This window comes from Henriciella sp. AS95 (assembly GCF_038900055.1).
In the GTDB taxonomy this organism is placed as follows: Bacteria; Pseudomonadota; Alphaproteobacteria; order Caulobacterales; family Hyphomonadaceae; genus Henriciella.
Window position 1 is genome coordinate 519,652 of sequence record NZ_JBBMQM010000001.1, and the last position, 24,548, is coordinate 544,199.

The 24,548-nt window shown below is 61.1% G+C and carries 23 protein-coding genes; 8 read left to right on the forward strand and 15 right to left on the reverse strand.

Going from position 1 to position 24,548, the window contains the following annotated elements:
• Positions 1–2: 2 nt before the first annotated feature.
• Positions 3–1,178: a tRNA lysidine(34) synthetase TilS gene (tilS, locus tag WNY37_RS02725; protein ID WP_342971924.1), complete on the forward strand. Its 1,176-nt coding sequence runs from the start codon at positions 3–5 to the stop codon at positions 1,176–1,178.
• On the opposite strand, the gene WNY37_RS02730 is transcribed toward tilS, so the two are convergent.
• Both WNY37_RS02730 and glmM read right to left on the reverse strand, forming a co-directional pair.
• Positions 1,142–1,912, reverse strand: coding sequence for a formyl transferase (locus tag WNY37_RS02730; RefSeq protein ID WP_342971925.1), 771 nt, complete (start codon positions 1,910–1,912; stop codon positions 1,142–1,144). The two genes, tilS and WNY37_RS02730, sit on opposite strands and share 37 nt — an antisense overlap.
• Positions 1,913–2,012: 100 nt before the next feature.
• Positions 2,013–3,359 carry a phosphoglucosamine mutase gene (gene glmM, locus WNY37_RS02735; RefSeq protein WP_342971926.1) on the reverse strand — a complete coding sequence of 449 codons (1,347 nt, stop codon included), beginning with the start codon at positions 3,357–3,359 and terminating at the stop codon, positions 2,013–2,015.
• Between the two features lie 228 nt (positions 3,360–3,587).
• On the opposite strand from glmM, the gene glmS reads away from it, so the two are divergent.
• Positions 3,588–5,426, forward strand: coding sequence for a glutamine--fructose-6-phosphate transaminase (isomerizing) (glmS, locus tag WNY37_RS02740; protein WP_342971927.1), 1,839 nt, complete (start codon positions 3,588–3,590; stop codon positions 5,424–5,426).
• Between the two features lie 313 nt (positions 5,427–5,739).
• Here the strand turns inward: glmS and WNY37_RS02745 are convergent, their stop codons facing one another.
• On the reverse strand, positions 5,740–6,354 hold the full coding sequence (locus WNY37_RS02745; protein ID WP_342971928.1) for a TetR/AcrR family transcriptional regulator: 615 nt from the start codon (positions 6,352–6,354) through the stop codon (positions 5,740–5,742).
• A 78-nt stretch (positions 6,355–6,432) separates the two neighbouring features.
• On the opposite strand from WNY37_RS02745, the gene WNY37_RS02750 reads away from it, so the two are divergent.
• The 3 genes from WNY37_RS02750 to WNY37_RS02760 are packed head-to-tail and all read left to right on the forward strand — an operon-like array spanning position 6,433 to position 8,391.
• Positions 6,433–7,422 carry an NAD(P)H-dependent glycerol-3-phosphate dehydrogenase gene (locus WNY37_RS02750; RefSeq protein ID WP_342971929.1) on the forward strand — a complete coding sequence of 330 codons (990 nt, stop codon included), beginning with the start codon at positions 6,433–6,435 and terminating at the stop codon, positions 7,420–7,422.
• A gap of 1 nt (position 7,423) precedes the next feature.
• A complete protein-coding gene (locus WNY37_RS02755) occupies positions 7,424–7,717 on the forward strand; it encodes a YciI family protein (protein WP_342971930.1) in 294 nt (97 codons plus the stop codon).
• Entirely contained in the window at positions 7,714–8,391 is a 678-nt protein-coding gene (locus WNY37_RS02760) for a glutathione S-transferase (protein ID WP_342971931.1), read from the forward strand. The genes WNY37_RS02755 and WNY37_RS02760 overlap by 4 nt, the downstream gene beginning before the upstream one ends.
• Here WNY37_RS02760 and WNY37_RS02765 read toward each other — a convergent pair.
• The 6 genes from WNY37_RS02765 to WNY37_RS02790 all read right to left on the reverse strand — a co-directional run bounded on the left by WNY37_RS02765 (position 8,369) and on the right by WNY37_RS02790 (position 14,387).
• The gene (locus tag WNY37_RS02765; protein ID WP_342971932.1) at positions 8,369–9,184 is read right to left on the reverse strand and encodes a sulfotransferase family protein; all 816 of its coding nucleotides are present in this window, start codon (positions 9,182–9,184) and stop codon (positions 8,369–8,371) included. The two genes, WNY37_RS02760 and WNY37_RS02765, sit on opposite strands and share 23 nt — an antisense overlap.
• 43 nt (positions 9,185–9,227) lie before the next feature.
• The gene (locus WNY37_RS02770; RefSeq protein ID WP_342971933.1) at positions 9,228–9,761 is read right to left on the reverse strand and encodes a TerB family tellurite resistance protein; all 534 of its coding nucleotides are present in this window, start codon (positions 9,759–9,761) and stop codon (positions 9,228–9,230) included.
• Positions 9,762–9,840: 79 nt separating this feature from the next.
• Positions 9,841–12,117 (reverse strand): PQQ-dependent dehydrogenase, methanol/ethanol family, encoded by a 2,277-nt coding sequence (locus WNY37_RS02775; protein ID WP_342971934.1) that lies wholly within the window; start codon positions 12,115–12,117, stop codon positions 9,841–9,843.
• A gap of 114 nt (positions 12,118–12,231) precedes the next feature.
• Entirely contained in the window at positions 12,232–13,113 is an 882-nt protein-coding gene (pyrF, locus tag WNY37_RS02780) for an orotidine-5'-phosphate decarboxylase (protein ID WP_342971935.1), read from the reverse strand.
• Complete coding sequence (locus WNY37_RS02785; protein ID WP_342971936.1) at positions 13,110–13,940, reverse strand: serine protease; 831 nt, start codon at positions 13,938–13,940, stop codon at positions 13,110–13,112. The genes pyrF and WNY37_RS02785 overlap by 4 nt, the downstream gene beginning before the upstream one ends.
• A gap of 15 nt (positions 13,941–13,955) precedes the next feature.
• The gene (locus WNY37_RS02790) at positions 13,956–14,387 is read right to left on the reverse strand and encodes a DUF350 domain-containing protein (protein WP_342971937.1); all 432 of its coding nucleotides are present in this window, start codon (positions 14,385–14,387) and stop codon (positions 13,956–13,958) included.
• Between the two features lie 77 nt (positions 14,388–14,464).
• Between WNY37_RS02790 and WNY37_RS02795 the strand changes: the two genes are divergently transcribed.
• A complete protein-coding gene (locus WNY37_RS02795) occupies positions 14,465–15,250 on the forward strand; it encodes a 3-hydroxybutyrate dehydrogenase (protein ID WP_342971938.1) in 786 nt (261 codons plus the stop codon).
• 3 nt (positions 15,251–15,253) lie between these two features.
• Here WNY37_RS02795 and WNY37_RS02800 read toward each other — a convergent pair whose 3' ends face one another.
• From WNY37_RS02800 to WNY37_RS02815, 4 genes are all read right to left on the reverse strand, one after another.
• The gene (locus WNY37_RS02800) at positions 15,254–16,663 is read right to left on the reverse strand and encodes a VWA domain-containing protein (RefSeq protein WP_342971939.1); all 1,410 of its coding nucleotides are present in this window, start codon (positions 16,661–16,663) and stop codon (positions 15,254–15,256) included.
• A 92-nt stretch (positions 16,664–16,755) separates the two neighbouring features.
• Positions 16,756–18,027, reverse strand: a complete 1,272-nt coding sequence (locus tag WNY37_RS02805; RefSeq protein ID WP_342971940.1) for an HlyC/CorC family transporter — start codon at positions 18,025–18,027, stop codon at positions 16,756–16,758.
• 3 nt (positions 18,028–18,030) lie between these two features.
• A complete protein-coding gene (aroB, locus tag WNY37_RS02810; protein ID WP_342971941.1) occupies positions 18,031–19,161 on the reverse strand; it encodes a 3-dehydroquinate synthase in 1,131 nt (376 codons plus the stop codon).
• Positions 19,154–19,735: a shikimate kinase gene (locus tag WNY37_RS02815; RefSeq protein ID WP_342971942.1), complete on the reverse strand. Its 582-nt coding sequence runs from the start codon at positions 19,733–19,735 to the stop codon at positions 19,154–19,156. Before WNY37_RS02815 ends, aroB begins: the two co-directional genes overlap by 8 nt.
• A 93-nt stretch (positions 19,736–19,828) precedes the next feature.
• Between WNY37_RS02815 and WNY37_RS02820 the strand changes: the two genes are divergently transcribed.
• Both WNY37_RS02820 and WNY37_RS02825 read left to right on the forward strand, forming a co-directional pair.
• Positions 19,829–19,963, forward strand: coding sequence for a hypothetical protein (locus WNY37_RS02820; protein ID WP_342971943.1), 135 nt, complete (start codon positions 19,829–19,831; stop codon positions 19,961–19,963).
• Positions 19,953–21,707: a hypothetical protein gene (locus WNY37_RS02825; RefSeq protein WP_342971944.1), complete on the forward strand. Its 1,755-nt coding sequence runs from the start codon at positions 19,953–19,955 to the stop codon at positions 21,705–21,707. Before WNY37_RS02820 ends, WNY37_RS02825 begins: the two co-directional genes overlap by 11 nt.
• On the opposite strand, the gene WNY37_RS02830 is transcribed toward WNY37_RS02825, so the two are convergent.
• Together WNY37_RS02830 and WNY37_RS02835 are read right to left on the reverse strand one after the other, a co-directional pair.
• On the reverse strand, positions 21,704–22,549 hold the full coding sequence (locus tag WNY37_RS02830) for a rhamnogalacturonan acetylesterase (protein ID WP_342971945.1): 846 nt from the start codon (positions 22,547–22,549) through the stop codon (positions 21,704–21,706). The genes WNY37_RS02825 and WNY37_RS02830 overlap by 4 nt on opposite strands.
• Before the next feature lie 130 nt (positions 22,550–22,679).
• Positions 22,680–24,533, reverse strand: a complete 1,854-nt coding sequence (locus WNY37_RS02835) for a polysaccharide deacetylase family protein (protein ID WP_342971946.1) — start codon at positions 24,531–24,533, stop codon at positions 22,680–22,682.
• Positions 24,534–24,548: the final 15 nt, after the last annotated feature.

Sequence of the window (24,548 nt, forward strand, 5' to 3'; positions counted from 1 at the left end):
ATTTGATTGATCGCATGGCGGCGGGGCGAAAAGGCCCCGTCGCCATTGCCGTTTCGGGTGGCAGTGATTCTGTTGCCCTGTTGCTTTGCGCTCACGACTGGGCGAGCAGGGCAGGGCGGGACTTGCTGATCTTGACGGTCGATCATGGCCTGAGGCCTGAAGCAGCAGAGGAGGCCGCCAGCGTTGTTGAGCGCGCGGCGGCACTTAGCCATAAAAGCCGCCTGCTCACATGGGAGGGCGGTGCGCCGAGCCAGGCGCAGGCTCGAGAGGCCCGCCACAGGCTTCTCGCTGAGGCGGCGAAGGATGCCGGCTCAGAGCTTCTTTTGCTCGGCCACACGCGCACGGATGTCGAAGAGACAATGCTGATGCGGCTCGCCCGGCCGACCACGCTGACAGCCTCTGTGGGGCCGCAGCCGGTTTCGGTTTCGCCGGTCTGGCCGGAAGGCCGGGGACTGCTGATTGGCCGTCCGCTACTCGGCTTGCGACGTCCGGAGATCATGGCCTCCCTGTCGGCAGCCGGGGAGTCCTGGATCAGCGATCCCAGCAACGAGTCCGGCGCCTATGAACGGGTGCGCATCCGCAGGCTGGTCCGCGGCCTTGATGAGGCGCGGCTCCACAGGATTGCCGCGCGAGCGATGATGCTGCGTGCGCTTGAAGATGCGAGGCTGGCCGCACTCGTGGGTCGACGCGTCGAGGTTGACCCGAGTGGATTGATGTCTGTCGATCTGCAGGGGTGCAAGGCACCTCAATTGCTTATGCGCCGCTTTTTGGCGCTTCTGCTGCAGGCGGCGTCTGGTGGCAGTCGCGCAGCGCCGGCGGCGTCTGTTGATACGCTGGCGCTGGATGTTGCGAGCGCAGGGCCGACCAGCCGCGTGACACTCGGTGGGGCCTGGATTCAGCGGCGGGGCGCCGAGCTTCTTATCGGACGTGATCCGGGTGAGGCCCGCCTTGAATGGCGCGGTGGTGTCTGGGATGGCCGATATGTGCAGGGCGCGTGCAGCCTGGACCGCCCGGACCTGCCATTCCTGGTCCGCGAGTGCGTTCCTGATGCGCCGTGGAAGGAGATCGTATCTCAGCGCCTCAGCGTCTGGGCTGACGCCCTGCACTTTGGGGCTGAACTTGGCTCAGAGCTTGCTGGCGATTACCAGACGCCGCGCCTGAGCCCGGCCCAGACATAGCCGCCGAGGGTCGGTGCGAACCATTGCTTTGATGGCAGGTTGACCGTTTTTGGATTGAGTGAGCCGTTCAGCGCATCGTCCATGGCCCGCACGACAATACCCCGGCTGTGGGCGGCGATGCGCCACAGATAGGTGTGAAAATTGTCGCCGCGCTCCACGTCTACACTGGACTGATACAGAACCTCGCCCGTATCGACGCCCTGATCGATCAGGTGCACAGTCGCGCCGAAATGCTCCGGGTCGCCATTCGCGAGGGCGAAATAGCCGCCGAACATGCCGCGATAGGCTGGATTGATACCGGAATGATAGTTGATGAAGGGGGCGTCGACGCTCTCAAGCGTTGCCGATGAGATGATGCGCGTTGAAACGACGAACACAGCCTTCGGCCCTGCGGCTTTCAGCACCCGGCGGCAGGCGTCGGAATTGACCGAAGGCACGCGTATGATGTTGGAGCAGAGGCGTGGCTCCGGCTCCAGATGGTGGCGGGTGATCATGTCATTGATGATCCGATCGGTGCCGCTCTTCGTCATCTTGATGGGTAGACGCGCCGCCTGCATGCTGGCGACCTTGAGAGGGCCGAGCATTTTGCGGCGGCGTTTCCAGAAGAGCTCTTCAGGCTCACCCTTTTCGACGATGACTGGAAAGTCGCCGAACCGGTCCTGAAGGGCGTTGATCATGATCCAGCTGTGCGGTCCGCCGGAAGTCAGTGCGATAATGTCCGAATTGTCAGCCATTGAAGTCCCCAAAAGTATCTGGGGACAACATTGCAAGTCGCGTGCAAGATGAATCCGGGCGCGAAAATTCGCGTGAAATTTAACCGAAGTCGGCGCGGAGTCAGCTGATCTTGCGCACCGCTTCAGCGACCTCATTGACTGCCGTTTCCATCTCATCGGCGTCTTCGGCTTCGGCCATGACCCGAATGAGGGGTTCGGTGCCGGACTTGCGGATGACGAGCCGGCCGGTCGAGCCGAGGCGTTTTTCAACAGCGGAGATCGTGTCCTTGACTGAGTCCTCTTCAAGCGGTGCGCCGGAGGAATAGCGAACATTGACCAGCTTCTGGGGGATCGGCTTGAAAACGGACGCGACCTCCGAAAGGGGCTTTCCGCTTTCGACGAGAACCGCAAGCACTTGCAGCGCGGCGATCAGTCCGTCACCGGTCGTCGCATAGTCAGACAGGACAATGTGGCCGGACTGTTCGCCGCCAAGATTGAACCCGTCCTTGCGCATCTTTTCGACAACGTAGCGGTCGCCAACCTTGGTGCGCTCAAGCTTCAGGCCGAGAGAGTCGAGATATTTTTCGAGGCCGAGATTGGACATCACCGTGGTCACGACGCCCTTTTTGGAAAGCTTCTTCGCTTTCTGCCAATGGGTTGCCACGAGGGCGATCAGCTGGTCGCCATCAATCTCATTGCCTTTTTCGTCGATCAGGATGCATCGGTCGGCGTCGCCGTCGAGCGCGATGCCGATATCGGCGCGGTATTTGAGGACCGCTTCACGAAGGGCGAGCGTATCTGTGCTGCCCACTTCGCGGTTGATGTTGAAGCCGTCCGGGTTCACCCCGATGGGAAAGACCTCTGCGCCAAGTTCGTAGAGCGCAGTGGGGGCGACCTTGTAGGCGGCGCCATTTGCGCAATCGATGCAGACGCGAAGGCCTGACAGGCGCATGCCGCGCGGAAAGGTTGCCTTGACGATCTCGACATAGCGCGCCTGGGCGTCATCGACCCGGCGGGCGCGGCCGAGCTCTTCCGGTGAGGCCAGCTTGTCGTCGAGCGCGCGGTCCATACGGCTTTCGATCTCAAGTTCGATATCGTCTGACAGCTTGAAGCCGTCCGGCCCGAACAGCTTGATGCCATTGTCCTCGAAGGAATTGTGGCTGGCGGAGATCATCACGCCGAGATCGGCGCGCAGCGACCGCGTCATCATTGCGACGCCAGGTGTCGGCAGCGGGCCAAACAGGGTGACGTCCATTCCGACAGAGGTGAAACCGGCGACAAGGGCCGGCTCGATCATGTAACCTGACAGACGCGTATCCTTGCCGATGACGACAGAGTGACGCCGGGCGCCGCCGCGACGGAAGTACTTGCCGGCGGCCATGCCGAGCCGCATGGCGATTTCTGGCGTCATCGGGGGCGTATTGGCTTTCCCGCGAATGCCGTCGGTGCCAAAGTACTTACGCGACATCCAAGCTCTCCTGTTTCCTCTGGGGCGTTCCGCCGTCGGCATGCCATATGCGCAGGTCACGTGCCAAGTCTGGACGCCTAATTCTAGCCTACACCATGACGCAGAGACAAAAATATCGAATTAATGCCGAATGGCTGTCACAATCCGACACGGTTTTTGCAATGACGTAACGCACTTGTGTCTCATATGGCGGGTACGACAGCTGTGAACCGAATGGATTGAGTTTGTATGTGTGGAATTATTGGCATTCTTGGCGATGAGCCGGTGGCGCCGCGGCTTCTGGAGGCGCTGCGGCGTCTTGAGTATCGCGGCTATGATAGTGCGGGCGTGGCCGTGCTTGATGACACTGGCAAGATGCACCGCCGCCGTGCCCCGGGAAAGCTCAAGAACCTCGAGGCCGAACTGGCTGAAAAGCCGCTTTCTGGCTTCCAGGGCATTGGTCATACGCGCTGGGCCACGCATGGTTCACCGACCGTGGTCAACGCGCATCCGCATGTCTCCGGGCCTGTGGCCGTGGTCCACAATGGTATCATCGAAAACTTCCGTGACCTTCGCCAGGACCTTGAAGCCAAGGGCCACAAATTCGAAACGGAGACCGATTCTGAAACCATCGCTCACCTGATCGCGTCCAATATGAAGGCCGGGATGAGCGAAGTGGAAGCGGTGAAGGCCGGGCTTGCCCGCCTCGAGGGCGCTTTTGCGCTGGCCTTCCTGTTTGAGGGCAAACCGGACCTGCTGATCGGGGCCCGCAAGGGCTCCCCGCTCGCCATAGGGGTCGGTGATGGGGAGATGTATCTCGGATCCGACGCGCTGGCCGTCGCGCCGTTCACGAACAAGGTTGTGTACCTGGAAGAGGGCGACTGGTGTGTGCTCGACCGCGAAGGCTACAAGGTCTTCAACGAAAAGGGCGATGAAGTTACGCGTGACGTGACGCTGGTGCAGGGCGCTGGGGCGGCGGTCGAGAAGGGCAATTATCGCCACTTCATGCAGAAGGAAATCTTCGAGCAGCCAGACTCCACGGCGCGCACGATCGGCGCCTATGTCAATGTCCTCAAACAAACCGTCGAGCTGCCGGGCGAGAACGGTGACGCGATTGACTGGAAAGAGATTACCAGCCTGCACATGGTGGCCTGCGGCACAGCGCATTATGCGACCCGCGTGGCCGAATACTGGTTCGAGCAGGTCGCTGGCCTGCCCGTAAAGACGGATATCGCATCGGAATTCCGCTACCGCGAACCAGCCCTGCCAAAACAGGGCGGGCTGGCGCTATTTGTCAGCCAGTCCGGCGAGACGGCCGATACGCTGGCCGCGCTGCGATACTGTAAAGAAAAAGGGCTGAAAACGGCGGCGGTCGTCAACGTGCCCACCTCGACTATTGCCCGTGAAGCCGATCTTGTTCTGCCAACTCTGGCGGGGCCGGAGATTGGCGTTGCGTCCACGAAAGCCTTCACGGCGCAGCTGTCGGCGCTTGCTGCGGTCGCAATTGCGGCGGGCCGGGGCCGCGAGACGCTGTCGCGTGACGCAGAAATTCGCCTCGGCAAGGCGCTGACCCAATTACCGCGCCTCATCTCGTCCACCCTCGCGCTTGATGAGCGGATCGAGAAACTTGCGCGCGACATCGCGAAAGCGACGGACGTTATCTATCTGGGGCGGGGAGTTCATTACCCGATTGCCCTTGAGGGCGCGCTGAAGCTGAAGGAAATCAGCTATATTCACGCCGAGGGCTATGCGTCCGGTGAGCTGAAACATGGGCCGATTGCGCTCATCGACGAAGAGACACCGGTTGTTTTCGTGGCACCGTTTGACGGGCTTTTCGACAAGTCATTGTCGAACCTGCAGGAAGTTGCCGCGCGCCGGGGCGAAGTGATCCTGATCTCCGATGAGGCGGGCCTGCGCGCTGCGGGTGATGCGCCGGCGCACCGAATTGAATTGCCGGACTGCGACCCCTTCGTTGCCCCGATCCTCTATTCAATTCCCGTGCAGCTTCTGGCCTATCATGTCGCTGTCGAGAAGGGCACGGATGTGGACCAGCCACGCAATCTCGCAAAGTCAGTGACGGTCGAGTAGGGCGCGCCATCAAGGCATCAAAAAACCCCGCCAGCGTTGTGCTGTGCGGGGTTTTTCATTGTCGTTGTTCCACCCGGTGGGGTGAAAGCATCATACGATCGAACCCGCCGTCAGCAGGGTGAGGCCAGCAAGCGCGGCCGCAAGCGGCAGGCTGAGCAGGGCAGCGAGGAACCCCTGGCGGGTTTCGGTGTGGGAGGAAACGCTCATTGTTTTTTTATCCTTCAAGCATTTGCGGAACGGACACGCTCATCCGTTCCATGCACATCTATGTAGCATGGCTTGAAAAATAATCAATGAATAAATTCAAAAATGTTCAGTGTTCATCTTCCGGGGTCTTTTCCACCCCGTGCTGGAGGCCCGCAATCAGGATGTCGAGCGCGCCATTCAGCTCTCTGCGGAGCTTTGGAAGCGTGAGGCGGGTGAAGAGCTGCGGGAAGCGGAATTTCATCAGCGCGGACTGGACCATCTCGGCTGTATAATTGCAGTCGGCAATCGGCGCGAACTCACCCCGGTCGACACCATCTTGCAGAATGGTGCACAGATAGATGCGCTCCTGGGCAAGGCCCTCATTCATGAAGAGCGGGCGCTCATCGCCAAGGACTTCCGCGACTTCCAGGATTTTCGCTTCCCGCTGGATGGCGTCGTAAGTCTGGCTGAGATTGTAATGAAACACACGGCGCAGGCGCGCGGATGGAGAGCCGTCACTACGCGCGATCTCGGAATAGGCCTGGTAGAGCTCGGCATTGAATTTACGCGCCATCGCTTCGGCGATGTCGATCTTGGAGGAAAAGAACCGATAGATGTTGCCAGCGGACATGCAGCAGTCCTTGGCAATTTCCGACATGGTTGTTTTGCCATAGCCGTAGTGTTTGATACGGTTCATGGCCGCTTCGAGAATCTGTTCTCGTGTATCTGTTTTACTGCTCATGGCCTCACAGGATAAGGAAATAGACTGAATGATCAATGAATTCTTCAGCGCATATGTTCCAACCGGAGACGTCTCCTGATGCAGAAAATCGGAATCCTCGGCGCGGGTGCCTGGGGCACGGCGCTCGCCTTCACCGCGCGTGAGGCCGGACGCGACGTTCACATCTGGGCTTTGGAGGCCGATGTTGCGAGCGCGCTGAGCGAAGGGCGCGGTAACCCGTCCTATCTGCCCGGGCTGGACCTTCCGGCCATGCCGACGTCCACAAATCTTTCCGATCTGTCCGGGTCTGACGCCATTCTGTCGGTTGTCCCGGCCCAGCATGCCCGGCAGGTCTTCACTGATCTGGCGCCGCACGTCACGCCTGGCACGCCGGTCATGCTGTGCTCGAAGGGCATTGAGAAATCCTCCCTCAGCCTGATGACGGATGTGCTGCACGAAACAATACCTCAGGCTGTTCCTGCGGTTCTGTCAGGGCCAAGCTTCGCCGCCGATGTCGCCCGCGGCCTGCCGACCGCTGTGACGCTCGCCTGCGCCAACAAGGCGCTGGGTGACGCGCTGATGCAGGCGATCGGGCGGCCGACCTTCCGGCCCTATTGGTCGAATGACCTGATTGGCGCAGAGGTGGGCGGCGCGGTGAAGAATGTGCTCGCGATTGCCTGCGGTATCGTCGAGGGCATGAAGCTCGGCAAGTCCGCTCATGCTGCGCTCATCGCGCGCGGGTTTGCCGAGATGACCCGCCTGACCGTTGCGCTGGGCGGGCAAGCCTCCACCTTGTCGGGCCTGTGCGGGCTCGGCGACCTGGTGCTGACCTGTTCGTCCGTCCAGTCACGCAATATGAGCTTCGGCAAGGCGCTGGGCGAAGGGCAATCGGCCGATGATATTCTCGCAGAACGCAATTCCGTAACCGAAGGCGTTGCGACAGCGCCTGCCCTCATGGCGCTTGCCGAGCGCGAGGGCGTGTCCATGCCGATCTGCAAAGCGGTGGACGATATCTTGAGCAACCGGATGAGCCTGGACGCTGCGATCAATGCGCTGCTGTCGCGGCCATTCACACAGGAAACGAACTGACATGCCGCAATTTCTGATCAATGCCCGTGACAAAGCGGGCGCGCTTGAACTTCGCATGGCGAACCGGCCAGCGCATCTTGAATGGCTAAAGGCCCATGCCGAAAAGATCCTGATGGTCGGACCGGTCTTTGCTGATGATGGCGAGACCTTTGCCGGCTCTGCGCTTGTCGTTGAGTTCGAGACGCTTCACGAGGCTGAAAACTGGGCCGCGCGAGACCCTTACGCGCAGGCGGGCCTGTTCCAGTCTGTCGAGATCATGCCGTTCAAATGGGTGATGGGGTCGGGAAAGCCATGAGGAAACTTGTCAGCGGCAATCTCAATTATTCGAGCTGGTCGATCCGGGCGCTGCTGATGGCGCGTCATGTCGGGCTTGAGGTCGAGGAAGAAATTGTCCCGCTCGATTTTCCCGATACGACGACGCGTCTCGCCGAGATCAGCCCGACCCGTAAAGTGCCGCTGCTGCTGTGGGATGATGAAATTGTCTGGGATTCGCTGGCCATCATCGAATGGCTGGCCGAGCGCTATAAGGGCGTCTGGCCGGAAGATGCTGTCGCCAGAGCCAGGGCGCGTGCCATTTCGGCGGAAATGCATTCCGGCTTTCCAACGCTTCGCAAAGCCTGTCCGATGGATATTCGCTCCCGGCATGGAACGCCCGAGCTGACAGCGGCGCTGCAGGCGGATATGCAGCGCGTCGACACGATCTGGTCTGAGACCCGCCAGCAGTTTGGCTTGCGCGGCGACTTCCTCTTCGGTGACTGGTCTGCAGCCGATGCCGTCTATGCGCCTGTCGTGACGCGGTTCATCACCTATAATCTGCCGCGGAGTGAAGCCGCCCAAGCCTATATGGACGCCGTGATGGCGCATCCCTTGATGGTGCGGCTGGCCGAAGAGGCCGCGGCCGAGCCCTGGTGGATCAAATATGATGAGACCGGGCGAAGCGCTGGAACTATACCTTCGGGAAATTCATGAGGTCATAGCCAAGATCGTGGCGGAAGAGTTCGCCGACGCGCTGACGATAGATATCAAGCGCTTCGCCTGAGAACTGTTCTTCCAGCGGTGTCTTGCGAAACTGAAGCACATTGGCTTCGGCTTGCGGATCGACCTTTTTCGCCATCGCTTCCTTGGTGCCGGCCTTCAGCGCGGCGTCGATGGACTTCGGCGTCAGGGCGATCTTCCAGTGCGCCGCCATGCCGCCGAGAATGGCGCGTGGATTGGCGCGCGTATCCTCATAGTGGACCCGGTAAATCTTGTCCTGCGTGTTCTCGAGGATTTCGCCCCAGCGGTTCCAGAAGCGCGCGAGCCAATAGAGATCGCAGCGATAAACGGAGCCGGTCGGGTCGCCGCGCAGATAATCGAGCCAGTCGACGTCCAGCTCATGGTTCCACTTGGCATGGTGGCTGGCGAGGATGCTCATCGGGTGACGCACGAAGAGGACGTAAGGCGGCAGAGCCGCCAGCCGGCGCGCCCAGCCCCAGTCGGCAAGCCGGTGAGGGATGGTGTGGCTGAAAGCGAGGCGCGGCAGCTCCTTGTAAGTCGGCTTGTCTTTTGGCCAGCCAATATAGGGGCGAACGGCATCTTCGGAAAAATAGAGCGGGCGCGGCACGTTATAGGTGTCGGCGAGGGCCACCGAGAACATGTATTTTACCCAGTGCGTACCGGAATTCTTCGACGTGACCAGCACGCCGTCAAAGGCGCGATGGCGCAGGATGGAGTAGTTTCCCCAATTGTCCTTGCGGACGCGTTTGTCGAATGCGGTGCTCATGGGGTCAACTTGTAGTCTGGCGTGCGGCAACCTGCCAAGCAGTTCAATTCAGTCCGGCCTTGCGGCGCCAGATCTGGATGAGGTCGCGTTCCATCACGCTGACATCGCCGTCGGCCACAGCGACATTCTCCAGCATGCTGGCAAGATCGTCGAATTCCTTATGGCTCATGCCCGGTGTGCGCACGATGACGTCGCTCATTTTGCCCATGACGACATGCGAGGCCGGCGCATTGCGCGTCAGCCAACCGGCTTGCGTCACCATCTCATCGGCATCGCTATCTGAAAATTCGAAGTGCTCGATCATCTCGGCGCGCATGGCCGCTTCCTGCTTTTCGGTGATCGCGCCGCGCGTGCGGGCGATTTCGAGCATCATGACCGCAGCGGCTTCGCGTGGATCCTGGACGGCGCTGAGGCCACCTTTGCGCGCGCGATGCTTGAAGCTGAGCTCGCGCGGTTTGTTCGCAAGACCTTTTGCGGCGTTAAATCCATCTTTCGCCGCGCCGTGCAGCATTTTCAGCCGCCAGTACCAGACCGCGATAAAGGTCAGGAATCCAAGCAAGGCGAGAAAAATGTGCATTAAAAAAACTCTCCGGCAGTCCCCCGCCGGAGAGTTTATAGGGTTCGCCTTCGGATTAGAAGACGTGATCTGGTCTGGCTCAGTCGCCTTCGCCCGCTTCCATTTCTGGCTCTGCATCGTCGGAGGGGGGGGCCTCGACAGCATCTTCAGCCGGCGCGGCCGTGTCTTCATTCATGTGTGCCTGCGTGACGACATAAGCGCGGACGGCTTCGACATCTTCCGGTGTCAGGACGTCAGAGAAGGACACCATGCCATTGGCGGCAAGATTGCCGTCGATCACAACGCCCTTCCAGGCCTCGGCGCTGGCAGTGTAAGTCGACCAGCGCAGGTCGGGCAGGACGCCCGAGCTGATGCCCAGCATACCGTGGCAGACGGCGCAGTTGCGGGAGTAGTGAATGAGACCGGCCTGAAGCATCTCTTCATCACCGAATGGGTCGGCTTTGGGTTCAGGCGCGACGATCAGGTCTGTGTCGAGCGGTTCGATCTCTCCTTCGCCGCCAAGCTTGAAGGTAATGACCTTGCCAACGGCAGGCGGCACGGTGTCCTTGAACAGGAAGCCGGCAGCAAGCCCGTAGGCATGGCCCCAGCCTGTCGTGATCGTGACGTATTGGTCGCCGTCGACCTCGAACGTGCCAGGCCCGGAAAGGGCGCCCGAATGCAGCTGCTCTGACCAGAGTTCGTCGCCGGTCGCTGCATCGTAGGCCACGAATGATCCGTCGAGCTTGCCCTGGAAGACGATGCCGCTGGCGGTCGACAGCAGGCCGCCATTCCAGGCCGCATCATGCTCCACAGTCCAGCGGGCTTCCTGCGCGACAGGGTCCCAGGCGACCAGCGTGCCCTTGGCCGCCGCACGAAGGGCCTGCACCGTCCCCTCAGGATAGCGAAGCGGCATACCGGCAGAGAAATCCATTCCGGTGTTCCACTTGGCCGGCTTCGACTTGAAGCGCGGGTCGGCGACATAGGCCTGTCCGAGCTCCATGGCCGGGATATAGACGAGACCGAGATCCGGATTCATCGCCATCGGGTGCCAGTTGTGAGCCCCATAGGGCGCGGGAACCTGGACAAACCCGGTATAGGTCGCCGGGTCATTGTTGCGCGCCTCAGGATTCTCGATCGGCCGGCCATCTTCATCTAAGCCCTCGGCCCAGTTGATGGCGGCATAAGGCTCGCCGGAGATCAGCTCACCGGTTGCGGCGTCCACGACATAGAAAAAGCCGTTCTTCGGGGCCTGCATGGCGACGCGGCGGGTCTCGCCATTCTCGCCAAGCGGCAGGTCCGCCAGCATGATGTGCTGGGTGGCTGTATAATCCCAATTGTCGCGCGGCGTGGTCTGATAGTGCCACTTATACTCGCCCGTGTCGGCATCGACCGCGACGATTGAGGAGACGAACAGATTGTCGCCATCGCTATTGGGGTCGCGCAGGTCGGCATTCCATGGCGACCCGTTGCCGACACCGAAGATGACCTGATCATTTTCGGTATCGTAGACAATGGAATCCCAGACGGTTCCGCCGCCGCCATCGGTGACCCATGCGCCGTCATCGCCCCAGGTGTCGTTGGCAAGCTCTTCGAAGATGGCGTCAGAAGCTGCGCCGTCCGGTTCCTTGTTCGGGTTCGGGACGGTGTAGAAGCGCCAGGAGAGGTCGCCGGTCTCGGTATCATAGGCGGACAGGTAACCGCGAACGCCGAGTTCTGCGCCGCCATTACCGATCAGGACATTGCCTTTGACGATGCGCGGTGCGCCGGTGATCGTATAGGGCTTGGACTGGTCGACCGTGACCTTGCTCCACACCATCTCGCCGGACTTGGCATCGATGGCTTCGAGGCGTCCGTCGATGACACCGACAAAGACCTTGCCATCATAGACGGCAACGCCGCGGTTCACGACATCGCAGCAGGCGTTGACGCCGACAGACTTGTCGACTTCCGGGTCATAGACCCAGAGCGCGTCGCCGGTGACCGGGTCGAGTGCATAGACGACGGACCAGGTGGAGGTCACATACATCACGCCGTCGACCACGATTGGCGTTGATTCAATGCCGCGCCCGGTTTTCAGATCATAAGTCCAGGCCGGCGCGAGTTCGGAAATATTGTCCTTGGTGATGCCGGTCAGCCCTGAATGGCGCTGCTCGTCATAAGTGCCATTATAGGTCAGCCATTCCTGCGGCGTATCTGCCGCTGCCAGAAGGCGCGCTTCGTCAACGTCGGCGGTGCCGGTGGTGTCTGGCGCTTCGGCCTCATCGACAGGCGGTGCCGGTGGGGTTTCGACGTCTTCAACGGTATCAGACGGGTTACCGCACGCGGCCAGCATCAACGCTGACAAAGCGGCGGTCGCTATCAAGCGAACAGATTTCATGATCACTCCTGAGTTTGCCTCTCCCTGGGCCCCCATCTTTGCGCGGGTCTACCCTGATAAGCGGTATGCTAGCTTTTTTGGAATGCTTGTCGAGGCAGACCCGAGGGAAACTGGCTAGAGGCCTGCGGCGGCCATGAGATCAGCGCGGGCGTCGTCTATCGCAGCGCCGACAATCTCTTTCCATTCGGCGATGGAGCCGGCCTTGTCAGCGCCGTCCGGGAAATTGAGCGAGCGGGACGCATTCACGATGCCGCCAACAAGGCGGTTTCCGCGTGGGACGAAGCCGGCAAGAGCCTGTTTTGCGCCAGCGCCCTGCGCGCCATAGCCTGGCACCAGGAAGAGCGCATCCGGGGCGAGCTCACGCAGGCGTCTGGCTTCGTCCGGGCCGGTCGCGCCGGTGACCAGCATCAGGCCGGACCAGCCACTCTCCCCTTTCAGCCGCTCGATCATCGGCGAGAGAGCCTCGACCACGCGCTCAAAAAGCGGTGCGCCTTCCATGTCGCGGGACTGGAAGTCCGCCGATCCGGGGTTTGAGGTGCGAGCGAGCACGACGACGCCCTTGCCGCACTGTTCTGCGGCTTTCACGTGCGGCTCGATTGTGTCGAGACCCATATACGGGTTCACGGTCAGCGCGTCGCAGGTGAAGGGTGATGGTTCTTTCAGGAAAGCGGCGGTGTAGCCTTCGGCGGTCGAGCCGATATCGCCGCGCTTTGCATCCATCAGCACCAGGAGGCCTGCGTCGCGGGCACCGGCAACGATACGCTCAAGCGCCCGCAGGCCGGCCCAGCCATGACGCTCGAAAAAGGCGATTTGCGGTTTGACGACACCGGTCTTTCCGGCAGCGACCTCGACGAGGGCCTCTCCCCACCGTTCGATACCTTCTGCCGTATCGCCGCCGAAGAGCGCCGGAATACGCCCGGCGTGCGGATCAATGCCGACACAGAGCGGACCATGCTCTTCGGTCGCTTCGATGAGCCGGTCGGCAAACGCTCTCAAGAGTCGTCACCAACGCGGCAGGCGACTTTGACCACTTGCAGACTCTGACGCGCCCGGTCGGCAGAGCCGCCATAGGTCTCAGGGGCGAAGGGCGCAGGCCGGTCGCCGAGCGGTTCTATCCCCTGCTCGGAGAGGAAGGCGGCAATGGCTTCTGGCGACGCGCTGTAGATCCGGCCGCGGCGCGGGCTTTCGGCAACGATGACGCCGCGGACCCGGCCATCGGAATCGTAGACTGGGCCACCGGAAAGGCCGCCCAGTGACCCGGTGAGATCGGATGTGCGTCCGGTCTCTGCCCAGGTCAGAACCGGCTCTTCGCCTTTGCGGAGGCCGCTTGTGACGAGCTTGGAGCGCGAAATGAGCCGGCTTGCCGCTTCGCCGGGCCGCCCTTGCGGGTAGCCAACGTGAAAGCCGTAGGAGCCGATGCGAAGGTTTGGCGAGGTATCGAGCGCGACCGGCGACAGGCTCGGATGAGCAGTCAGCAGCGCTAGGTCAGTGGAGGGCGAAACGGAGACTTTCTCGACGCGCAAATAGCGGTTTGGGGCGACGAGCAGCGAAACATCCTCGCACCCGTCCACGACATGACGGGCGGTCAGCCATTGGCCGTCCGTGTTGATGGAAAATGCGGTGCCGATGCCGTCACGCGGGCTGTCCACGCGGACGAGGACGGTTTCGTCGAAGGCTGATGGCGGCGGCAGGGTGGCGCCTTCGCGTTCAACCGAGTCCGGCGTCGCCGGCGGCGCATCCTGGTCTGGCACATTGGAAAAGACACCGCCAACAATCGCGAGAAGGGCGAGCGTGTAGATCAGCCAGTCAGGAACGAAACGCAAAGGGGCTTCTCCTCCTTAGAACCGTTGAAGCGCAGGGTCCCAGAGGCCCGCAGCCAGTAGCATGGCACTTGCGAGCTTGGTTCCGATCAGCACGATGGCAGCCCCGGCCTCATCATCCTGAATACGCTTGGGCAAGTCTCGCAGCATCAGGTCCGTCAGTCGATAGGCAAGAAGCTGCAAAATGAGGGAAACAATGCCCCATAGCATCAGATCGAGCAGAGAAACGCTGGACGCCAGGCAGGACGCGAGCGGGATAGCGAGCCCCACGATGGCGCCAGCAAGCGCCAGACCTGCGGTTCCGTTGCCGCCTTTGACCAGCGCCAGTTCCTTCCATGGAGTTAAAAGGACATAGACGGAAACGGCGAGGATAAGCATGAGGCCAGCGGCCCCGGTCCAGAGCAGGAATGTCGGAAAACCTTCCTGGAATGACTGTAATACGGAACCCATGAATTTACCGGCCTGTTGTCTTGGATAGACTTGTCCTAAACAAGCTACAGCTCTCACTCAAGGACAATGGAGAAAACATGCTGCATCGCGGAAAAACGGCGCTCGTCACAGGCTCATCGAGTGGAATCGGCAAGGCGATTGCTGAGGCGTTTGCCGCAGAGGGCGCGAATGTCGTGCTCAATGGCCTCGTAAAGCCGGGCGAGGACGACAAACTCGTCGAGGAGTTCGAAAGCAAGTATGATGGAAAGTTTGGATTTTCCGGCGCGAACCTCACCGATCCAGAGGCCATTGAGGGCCTCATCGGATACGCGACGCGCGACTTTGGCGGCGTGGATATTCTGGTCAACAATGCCGGCGTCCAGCATGTCGAGCCAATCGAGGATTTTCCGGTCGCCAAGTGGGATCTGATCATCGCGCTTAATCTGAGCGCCGCTTTCCACACGACGCGCATGTGCATGAAGCCGATGAAAGAAAAAGGCTGGGGCCGGATCGTGAATACGGCCAGCGCTCATGCCCTCGTCGCCTCGCCTTACAAGTCAGCCTATGTCGCGGCCAAGCACGGCATTGCTGGCCTCACCAAAGTGGTCGCGCTGGAAGGCGCACAGCATGGGGTTCGCTGCAACGCGATCTGTCCGGGCTATGTCCACACGCCTCTGGTCGATGCGCAGATTGGCGACACCGCCAAGGCGCGCGGCATGACGGAGGAGCAGGTTGTGAATGACGTCATTCTGGCGGCCCAGCCGACCAAGGAGTTCGTCACCGTCGAACAGGTGGGCGCCATGGCGGTCTTCCTGACCAGTCCGGCCGGCGACCAGATCAATGGCGCCCTGATGCAGATGGATGGCGGCTGGGTCGCGCAGTAGTCGCTAGCTTTCAGCCTCTTCCACTTTGCAAATCCCGGCCTTGTAATCGCCGACCACGCGGATGACCTCATCGCCATCCGGCTCGACCCGCTGGCCGGAAATAAGGTCGATCAGGACGCGTTCGACGAGGCTGTCGAGGCGAGTGACGACATAGCAGTCTACAGTCGGCTCGGCATGCGCGTTGCCGACGCCGCTATCATCGGTGAGGAAGAGATAACGACCGCCTGTGATCTGGCTCATGGCGCGCATCAGGAACTCGGCTGTGTCATCGACACCGCTCGCGGCGAGCGGAACAACATGAATGCCCTTGGTGCGGGACAGCAGCGCGCTTTCCCAGGTCGACTGGATGTCCTGATCGTGCGGCGGCGCATCGGCGACAAGCATGTTGACCTTTACGGCGTCGTCGCGCCAGGCGAAGTCCAGCCCGGCCTTCATCGCGTCCTGCATGGCTTCTGGGAAGTCGCCGCCACCGCCCGCGCTCTGCGCTTTCAGATACTCGACGAAGGCGTCGAGATCGCCAGTGAGGTCAAAATCGCGCACGACATAGGCGTCGCCCGTGTCGCGATAGACGATGAGGCCGGCATGGATGTCGAGGCTGCCCTGGCTGTCACGCACGCGGTCCAGAATGGCGATCAGCTCGCTTTGCAAATAGCGCATTTCGTCCGACATTGAGCCGGTAGCATCGACCGTCAGCAACAGGTCGAGCTTGGTGACCTTGGACGCATCCGACGAAAAGCTCATCTCGACAGGGGCGTCTGGCCCACCATCGGTGAGATCGATGGTCTTCTTGATGCCTTTGCTACCGGGCGCAGAGGCCTTGATGACGACGCCGTCGCCCAGCGCATCAAATCGCGGATAGAGATAGGCCATGCCGTCGGCGCCGGTGCGCAGCGGAAACATCGTCTTATCCTGACCGTTCTGGACGAGGATCTTGGCAAAGGGCACCGGCTTGCCAAGGCGGTCGGTCAGTTTCAGTTCGACCCGGTCGGCCGCGTCCACATAGGGAAGCTGCTTGCGGTTAATCAGCGACTTCTTCTGTTTCAGATAGGCCTCATAGAGGCCGGGATTGAGCACGTCGTCATAGTCCCCCGCCGTGAGCATGCCCGACTGCGGAAGCGGTTTGGGCTCTTTGACGCTTTTCTCGATCGTGTCCGTAGGGCTGCCGACCGGTGCTTCAGCCGGGGCCGGTTCCGCGCTCACAACCCCTGAAGCGGGCGGTGGAGGTGGCGGGGGTGCAGGAGGCGGGGGAGGCGGCGGAGGAGGAGGCGGGCTGTAACCGTCACTGCCGCCATCATCACTTCGTGACCCGGTAACGACGAGCGCATCAGTGTCTTCCCCTGAATGCTCCGTCGCGCAGCTGGCCAGAACGAGCACACTCGCCATGGCGAGCGCGGCAGTCTTTGTGAATCGCATGATACGTCCCCTTCTCCTGATCTGGACGCAGTCAGGATTAAAATCTGGACACAATCAAGGCAGGTCGGAGGCGATAGGTTGCCGAGGCTCGATTATTCGACTTCGGGTTCTTCCGGGATTGGCGCGACACGAAGGCCTGTGATCTGGTTGCGCGTCTTGCGGATGATGTCGAAGCGACTGCCGTGAAAGGAGAAGCGCTGACCGGGTTCAGGAATGGTCTGGGCCTCGTGAATCACGAGCCCGGCCACGGTCACGGCCTCATCATCGGGCAGCTGCCAGCCGGTCGCGCGGTTGAGATCACGGATCGTGACCCAGCCTTCAACGATGACAGAGCCATCAGACTGCGGGCGGACACCCTGGACGGGCACATCATGCTCATCGCGAATGTCACCAACGATTTCCTCGAGAATGTCTTCCAGGGTCAGGAGGCCCTGCAGCTCACCATACTCATCGACGACGAGGGCGAAGTGATTGCGCTCTGTCAGGAAGAGGTCGAGCTGGTCCTGAAGCGGGGTCGTCTCGGGCACGAACCAGGGCTCACGCAGCAGCTCAGTCATGTCGATATCGTCGAGGTCGCCCTTCTGGTGAACGACGGCGCGCAGCAGGTCCTTCACGTGCAGGATGCCGGTGATCTCATCGTCTTCGGCATTATAGAGCGGCAGACGGGTGTGCGGGCTGTTCAGCGCCTGCTTGATGATTTCAGCCGACGGGGCAGACGCATCGAGCATGGTGATGTTCTTGCGGTGGATCATCACCTCTTCGACGGTCATGTCCTTGAGATCCAGCGCGCCGACGAGGCGATGCCTGTCGGCTTCGTCTACACCGCCTTCAGAGTGGTGAAAGTCGATGGCCCCGCGGATTTCCTCTTCGGCGGTGAAGCTCGCATCCGGCGCGCCGGCGCCGACCAGGCGCAGCGTTGTGTTTACGATGGCCTGAATGATGAGGACAATCCATGAGGCGGCTTTCACCAGCCAGCTGATTGGCTTTCCAACCGACATGGCCATCGAGTCGGCCCGGGTGATGGCATAGGTCTTCGGCAACACCTCAGCAAAGACGAGAACGAGCACCGTCATTACCGCTGTGGCGACAGCAACGCCCACCGCGCCGGGCAGAAGCGAGGCAAACAGGGTCGTTGCAAGCGCTGAGGCGAGAATATTGACCAGATTGTTGCCGAGCAGGATGGCGCCGATCAATCGTTCGCGGTCGGCGATCAGGCCATTGACGGTGGCGGCGCGCTTGTTTCCGTCGCGCTCCAACTGGTGCATCCGGGTTCTGGAAGCTGCGGTGAGGGCTGTTTCTGACCCTGAAAAAAAGGCCGACATCCCGAGTAGGATCAGGATGGCGACAGCGGTTCCTATAATCATGGCTCAGCCCTGCTGAAGCTCCTCGTCTAGAAATTCGCGGACGTCTGAAAGGTCAGCGTCCGGCTGGATAAAGGCGCGGCCCAGCCCGCGTGCCAGGATGAGGGGAACGCGGCCGGCGCGTACCTTCTTGTCCTGCTTCATCGCTTCAACAAGCGTATCAGCTGGATAAGGCCCTCCTGGAAGGCTGTTTAAGTGTGTCACAAGGCCCGCCGAATCAAGCAGCTTGCTGGCGCGGATGCTGTCCTGCCCGGTCATGAGGCCAAGACGCACCGAATATCGAAGCGCGAGCGCCATGCCGGTTGCGACCGCTTCGCCGTGCAGCAGGGTGGACTTGAAGCCATTAGCCGCTTCCAGAGCGTGCCCGAAGGTGTGACCGAGATTGAGCAGCGCGCGAACGCCCGATTCGCGCTCATCCTGAGAGACGATGCGGGCCTTCGAGGCGCATGAGACCGCAACGGCATGCGCGAGCGCTTCGAGTTGCAGCGCGACGACGCGCGTCCCATTGGTTTCCAGCCAGTCGAAGAAGGCCGGGTCATCAATGAGGGCGTATTTCACGATCTCGGCATAGCCGGCGAGGCGCTCGCGCTCCGGCAGGGTTGAGAGAACGGACGTGTCGGCCAGAACCAGCTGCGGCTGGTAGAAGGCGCCGATGAGGTTCTTGCCCTGGCTCGCATTGACCGCTGTCTTGCCGCCGACGGAGCTGTCGACCTGGGCCAGCAATGTGGTTGGGATCTGGACGAATTTCATGCCGCGCTTCATCAGCGACGCCGCAAGGCCCGTCAGGTCACCGACAATGCCGCCGCCGAGGGCGATCAGAACATCATCGCGTCCGGCGCCTTCGGAAAGAAGCCAGTCCAGAACGCCGCCAAGCGTCTCCCAGGATTTCGAGCCCTCGCCATCAGACACGGCTTTCAGGTGCATTGTGAGCCCGGCGCTGCGGAGGCTGTCCTCCAGGGCGCCCGCATAGAGACCGCCAACCGTGCCATCAGTCAGAACGAAAGCACGTTTCTGTTTGACCAGCGGAGCGATGTGCGTGCCTGCTGTGGCAAGCAGGTCATTACCGATCAGGATATCGTAACTGCGATCATCAAGATCGACGCGAACGGATGTCGGGGGTGTCATTGTATCAGTCATGGCGGGCATCGGACCATTCTTCGAGTGCCTTCAGGATGGAATCGACGGTCGCCCTGTGCGGGCCTTCCTGGCTTGTCACAATCAGGTCAGCCTTCTCATAGATGGGGCGGCGTTCGTCGAGCAACCGGCTGAGCACGCCTTTCGGGTTGTCGGCCTTGAGCAGCGGGCGGTGGCTGCGGCGGGAAACGCGGCGCCAAAGGGTCTCCAGGTCGGCATTGAGCCAGATGGTTACGGCTTTCTCGCGCAGCAGGTTTCGCGTGTCAGGGTCAAGATAGGCCCCGCCGCCTGTGGCCAGCACATGAGGCGAATCGCCGAGCAGGCGTTCGAGTACCCGGCGCTCACCGCGGCGGAATTCAGCCTCACCATGAAGCGTGAAAATGTCGGCAATCGATAGCCCGGCGGCCTTTTCGATCTCATGGTCGCTGTCAAAGAACTTTCGGCCCAGCGCATCGGCCAGCCGCTTGCCGACTGTCGATTTTCCAGCGCCCATCAGGCCAACGAGGGCGATTGTGCGGTCGGACAGCGCCGCCTCAATTCTGCCTGCGTCTGCTGTGTAGTTGCTCTTTGCGGTCATGGGCTTTTCGGTTTCGCTATGACTGTCCTATACAGTCTCGGTGGATACGAGCAATGATTCCGGTGGAACTCGGCCGGGGAAAGAGGTTCCGTTTTGCGCAAGTGGCTAATCCTGTTTGTTGTCCTGATTTTGGGCGTCCTTGCAGCCTTGTGGTGGCTGGGCACCGAAGTCGAGGCGTCGAAGCCTGACCAGGGCGAAGTTCGCATGGAGATCGACAATGTTTTCTAAAGGACGGTGCGCGGGTTATGCCGCTGCGCTGGTCCTTGCTGTGCTCCCCGCAAATGCGCAGATCGAATCAGCGGGGCTCGATGACGTCGACAGCTGGGGCGTCAGCCTGCTCGAGCGCGGCGAACAAAGCCTTGGTGACCAGGTCTGGTCAGGCTCGGATGGCGACTACCTGCTGGAGCTTCTGAATGCGATCGACGTCGACCAGCTGACAGTTCCCGAGCGGGATGTTCTCAGCCGGGCTTTACGAAGCCCTGCCAATGGTCTGCGCGGAGATGATGCCGCTGCGGTTCTGGCCAAGCGCCTGGACCTGCTGGTGGCGCTCGGTGAGGACGGCGCGGCCAGCAAGCTTGCGCGGCAGTTCGATGAGCCCCCGGAGGGGTTTGATGGTGATGCTATCCTGTCCGACCGGCGTCTTGCCAATGGCGACCTCGACGTTGTCTGCCGCCAGATGGACCCGGCTGCGGAAGGGGCGTTCTGGGCGCAGCTCCGCGCGATCTGCACACTGAGCGATGAAGATTATGCGGCCGCAGAGCTATCCATCGAAATCGCTGCCCAGCAGGAAGGGGTTGAGCCCTGGTTCTCTGAGACAGCGATTGCCGTGCTCGCCGAGTCTGAAGATTTGCCTGATGCCCGTTACGGGTCAGGGCTTGAGATTGCGCTCTCGCAGCTTGCCGGGCTGCCCATCACCGAAGACACGATTGACAGCATGACGCCGGAGATCGCCGCCGAGATCGCTGGCGATGAGGATATAGACCTGACCCTGCGCCTGATGGCGGCAAGCAAAGCGGCGGCTGCCGGCGCCCTGAACCCCAAAGCACATCGCAGGCTGTATGCTGACCTGATCGAAACAGAGGGATTTGAGCCTGAAACCGCGATCGAGGCTGCCTTTGTTGTCCTCGCGCGCGAACCGGAAGCCGTGCCTGAGCCTGAGGTCGTCGCCCTGGCGCAATCGACGGGTGGTCCACGTGACCTGCGCGCCATGAACGAGGACTGGATCGAGCCCGTTCAGCCTGAAGACGTATCGCCAGACGCGCTGGAGGCCGAAACGGTTGATGAGATTTCATTGGCCGAGGAGCAGGCGCTTGCCGTGTCCGAAGCGTTGCGCCAGGCGGGCGGCCGTCAGGATGAGCTGCTTGCCGTTGCGCGCCTGTTGCAGGCTGACCTTGGCCAGCTCGCCATTAATGAGGATACGCGCTTTGCTGCGATTCCGTTTGCCGCCGCGTTGTTGTCGGTGGGCGATCAGGCAGGGGCTGTGCGCTGGCTCGACGGGCTTGATGAAGACGAGATCTCCAATGTCGATGCGTTCGATGCGGCGCTCTTGCGCGGCTATGCCGACATTGGCGGCGCCGAGCGGTCGGCAGAAGCGGCGCGGGCTGTCGCTGACACGCTGTTGGAGACGGGTATCGAACCGGGCCAGCAGGAACAGGCCCTGCGGCTGATGTCGCTCTGGTCTGGGTTCGACATGCCGATGCCGGTCCGCGCGCGTATGGTGCTGGCCGACGCCGATCTGCAGTCGCGGCGTATTGCGTCCGGCAAGATGGTCGCAATCGAGGCGGCTGCGCGCAATGATGCTCCGGGGGAAGCCTTGTTCTCCCTTCTGGGTGAAACGCGCGGCCAGCCACAACAGCTTTCAGGCGCTGATCTTCAGGACACGATTGAGGTGCTTCGCTTGATCGATGCTGAGGACGAGGCGCAACAGCTTGCGCTGGAAGCCGGCGAAATCTGGAAACTGGTGCGGCGCTAGATCGTCTCGTCCAGGAATGATGCACAGGCGTTGACCGCTGCGGGCCGTGAACGAGCCTTGCCGGTTTGGTCGGGCTTTTCGTCGTCTATGTATGGTGCCAGCTTATCAGACTGCGCCAGTGCGCCGGCCAGCACATAGGCCATGCCGCATGCGCCGAGCCTCGAAAGGTGGGTATTGTCCTCGATGCCGCTGGGGTATTGCCGGTTCCTGTCCTGCGGCGTGAGCCAGAGAAAATCCTTCTTTGTCTCCTCCGCGCCGATTGTCTCTAAATAGGCGAGGCCGAGTTCCGACAGGTTGACGAATGGCACGTCCATTTGCGCGGCGACGGTGCGGTAGGCCTCCAGATATAGCCCATGGGTTTCGACCATGGCGTTGCCCTCCCACAGACGGCGCGGGACAGGCGAGACGATCACGGCCGTGGCCTCGTGGTCCCGCACATCCTGCACATACTGGCGAAGAAGGTCCGGAAAGTCTGTTCTCGGATCAGCATAGCGTGAGGGCGTGTCGTCGCGCGCATCATTGTGCCCCATGCTGATGAGCACGATGTCTGTCGGCTGGAGGCCTTCCAGAATGTCGTCCCAGCGGCCTTCGGCGATGAATGTGCGCAGGCTTCGGCCACTAACGGCGCGGTTCTCGAATTGCGCGGCATCTGTGAGGAAGTAGCGCAAGGCCTGTCCCCACCCGGCTTGAGGGGCCGCGATGGCGGTGTAATCAGACGCCGTCGAGTCGCCGACAAGGATCAGACGCGGCTTGTCAGCATCCGAGCCGGAGCCGGGCGAGCAGGCTGAAATCGCTAGCGCCGCACCGAATGCAATCGCCTTCAGCCTGTCTCTGATCTGCATGACATCTCCCCTCGCATCCTCCAACCGTATCTGCGGCAGGCGTTTTAGACACACATGATGTACATGTTCGGCGAAGGGTTCGGAAAGCCCTGTGCACTGCTGGTCTATTCTCTGCCGAGCGGCGAAGGCTTCAGCCGGCAACGTCCATTCGCATGAGCGGGCCGGCGCAGTCGACCAGCCAGGCGCCTTTTCGGGCCTCAATGACGGTGCCGCCTTCGATGCGCTCCGGGATCGCATAGGCGTCAGGCACGTGCAGTGTCAGCCCCTCGATGGGTGATGCGCAGCGCAGCTCGATGGATTTACCAGTGTCTGACGATATGACATCAACGCCGACGGCGTCCCGTGCGGCCCACCAGTCTCCGAAGTCCGAGACCGTGCCCATCCATGCGAAGGGCTTCACATGGGCGATGAAGCCTTCCGCGAAGTCGAATTTGTGGTCGAGTATGTCCGGATGGCTAAGGACGACCATCGTCGCCCCATAAGCGGCCAGCCGGTCAGCGATTGCGATGGCATCATCGAGACGTTCGCCCATCAGGGGCGGCATCTCGTCCTCGATCGTGATCGGAAATTCGAAGACGTCGACATTGGTTTCAAAGCCGCGTCCAGCCATGAGCCTGAACGGGAAATGCGTCAGTGACTTGTTGGCCGTGACGGACGAACTGTAGGAATAGCCTGACCAGGAAAGCGCTTCAGGCAGCTGCGGCGGGATCCTCAGATAGCCGGGCCGGAAGGATTTTACCGGCTTGCCTGTTAGCGATTCGAGGATGAATTTGCTGACGCGCAGCTCGCCCAGAATGCTGGCATCGCTGGTATCGTTGGAATTGCGGACGAAGGGGCGGTAGGCCGGTATGGCTTCCTTGCCGGAGCCGAGACCAAATGTGTTGAACTGCAGAGAATGGGACACGCTGTGGCTGGCGATCTCAACGCCCAGCGCGTCGAGCTTTCTGACCTGCTCTGTGCCGTCTTCGTCCAGGAAGGTCTCGTCATTGAAATCCTTCATGTATTTGGTCTGGATGAAATAGGTCGAGCGGATGTCGTTCTGCTTTTCCATCTCGGCATATTTGATCGCGTTACGGACGGACTTCCGGTAGTCGACATCGTGCGTCATCATCACCGACAATGTCTTGCCATCTGGCACGGTGCCGAGCGTGATGGCATCGGCTTCGCCCTCGCGATAGATGGCCGCCACAAGACGCAGTAGCGTATCGAGCGTCGGCTGGTACTGGTTGGCATAGGCCTCGGAAATATCGTCTTCCTTGAAATTGTAGCCCTTCAGCAAGAGCTGGCCGAGGTCGATACCGAGGGCATAGGCTGTCCCGTTCTCATAGTCGCGGCGGACGATTGCGGCTGAGCCATCCTCGTAAACGGCCACCGGCGGCTGGAGCGGTGAGAGATAGGCATTTGTGCCGGGATTGGTCGCAAGCTTGGTCGCACTGCCAATCTTGATCCTCGACTGGCCCAGGGCTTCGAAATCGGCGGTGATGTCGTATGCGCCATCAAAGACGAGGTGGGTGTGGGCGCGCGATTCGGTCACGCTGTCGAAGCCGAAGACTGGCGCGAGGCCGCCGCCGAGCACATTGGTCGCGATCAGGGTGCCGCCATTCTGCGGAAACCTTGCCAGCGCGCGCAGTGTGTCAGTGTCCACTTCGCGGCCGGAAATGACGGGATAGACGAGGACGACATCATGGCTGAGGGCGCGTTGAACGTCCGTCGTCATGATGAAAGGCACGCCGATTGTCTTCAGGCCATGGGCGAGACCGAGCCAGTTTGATGAGTCACTTGTAACGAGGACGGCGAGCCGGTTTTCATCACCAGTGCCATAGTCAGAAAGCTGCGCGATTGGCAGCTCTTCGATCAGGCTCGGTTGTTCCGGGCCTTCGAGCGGTTCCCACAAACTCATCCGATCAGGCTGGAACAGGAAAGCCAGCGCAAGGACCACGCCCATAAGGACGAGGAGTATCAGACCGGCATAGAAAAGGCGCATTGCCCATCTCTAGCG

Excerpts from the sequence above, each read along its gene's own strand:
- WNY37_RS02730 (WP_342971925.1), bottom strand. The coding sequence starts at position 1,912 with ATGGCTGACAATTCGGACATTATCGCACTGACTTCCGGCGGACCGCAC.
- glmM (WP_342971926.1), bottom strand. The coding sequence starts at position 3,359 with ATGTCGCGTAAGTACTTTGGCACCGACGGCATTCGCGGGAAAGCCAAT.
- glmS (WP_342971927.1), top strand. The coding sequence starts at position 3,588 with ATGTGTGGAATTATTGGCATTCTTGGCGATGAGCCGGTGGCGCCGCGG.
- WNY37_RS02745 (WP_342971928.1), bottom strand. The coding sequence starts at position 6,354 with ATGAGCAGTAAAACAGATACACGAGAACAGATTCTCGAAGCGGCCATG.
- WNY37_RS02750 (WP_342971929.1), top strand. The coding sequence starts at position 6,433 with ATGCAGAAAATCGGAATCCTCGGCGCGGGTGCCTGGGGCACGGCGCTC.
- WNY37_RS02755 (WP_342971930.1), top strand. The coding sequence starts at position 7,424 with ATGCCGCAATTTCTGATCAATGCCCGTGACAAAGCGGGCGCGCTTGAA.
- WNY37_RS02760 (WP_342971931.1), top strand. The coding sequence starts at position 7,714 with ATGAGGAAACTTGTCAGCGGCAATCTCAATTATTCGAGCTGGTCGATC.
- WNY37_RS02765 (WP_342971932.1), bottom strand. The coding sequence starts at position 9,184 with ATGAGCACCGCATTCGACAAACGCGTCCGCAAGGACAATTGGGGAAAC.
- WNY37_RS02770 (WP_342971933.1), bottom strand. The coding sequence starts at position 9,761 with ATGCACATTTTTCTCGCCTTGCTTGGATTCCTGACCTTTATCGCGGTC.
- WNY37_RS02775 (WP_342971934.1), bottom strand. The coding sequence starts at position 12,117 with ATGAAATCTGTTCGCTTGATAGCGACCGCCGCTTTGTCAGCGTTGATG.
- WNY37_RS02790 (WP_342971937.1), bottom strand. The coding sequence starts at position 14,387 with ATGGGTTCCGTATTACAGTCATTCCAGGAAGGTTTTCCGACATTCCTG.
- WNY37_RS02795 (WP_342971938.1), top strand. The coding sequence starts at position 14,465 with ATGCTGCATCGCGGAAAAACGGCGCTCGTCACAGGCTCATCGAGTGGA.
- WNY37_RS02800 (WP_342971939.1), bottom strand. The coding sequence starts at position 16,663 with ATGCGATTCACAAAGACTGCCGCGCTCGCCATGGCGAGTGTGCTCGTT.
- WNY37_RS02805 (WP_342971940.1), bottom strand. The coding sequence starts at position 18,027 with ATGATTATAGGAACCGCTGTCGCCATCCTGATCCTACTCGGGATGTCG.
- aroB (WP_342971941.1), bottom strand. The coding sequence starts at position 19,161 with ATGACTGATACAATGACACCCCCGACATCCGTTCGCGTCGATCTTGAT.
- WNY37_RS02815 (WP_342971942.1), bottom strand. The coding sequence starts at position 19,735 with ATGACCGCAAAGAGCAACTACACAGCAGACGCAGGCAGAATTGAGGCG.
- WNY37_RS02825 (WP_342971944.1), top strand. The coding sequence starts at position 19,953 with ATGTTTTCTAAAGGACGGTGCGCGGGTTATGCCGCTGCGCTGGTCCTT.
- WNY37_RS02830 (WP_342971945.1), bottom strand. The coding sequence starts at position 22,549 with ATGCAGATCAGAGACAGGCTGAAGGCGATTGCATTCGGTGCGGCGCTA.
- WNY37_RS02835 (WP_342971946.1), bottom strand. The coding sequence starts at position 24,533 with ATGCGCCTTTTCTATGCCGGTCTGATACTCCTCGTCCTTATGGGCGTG.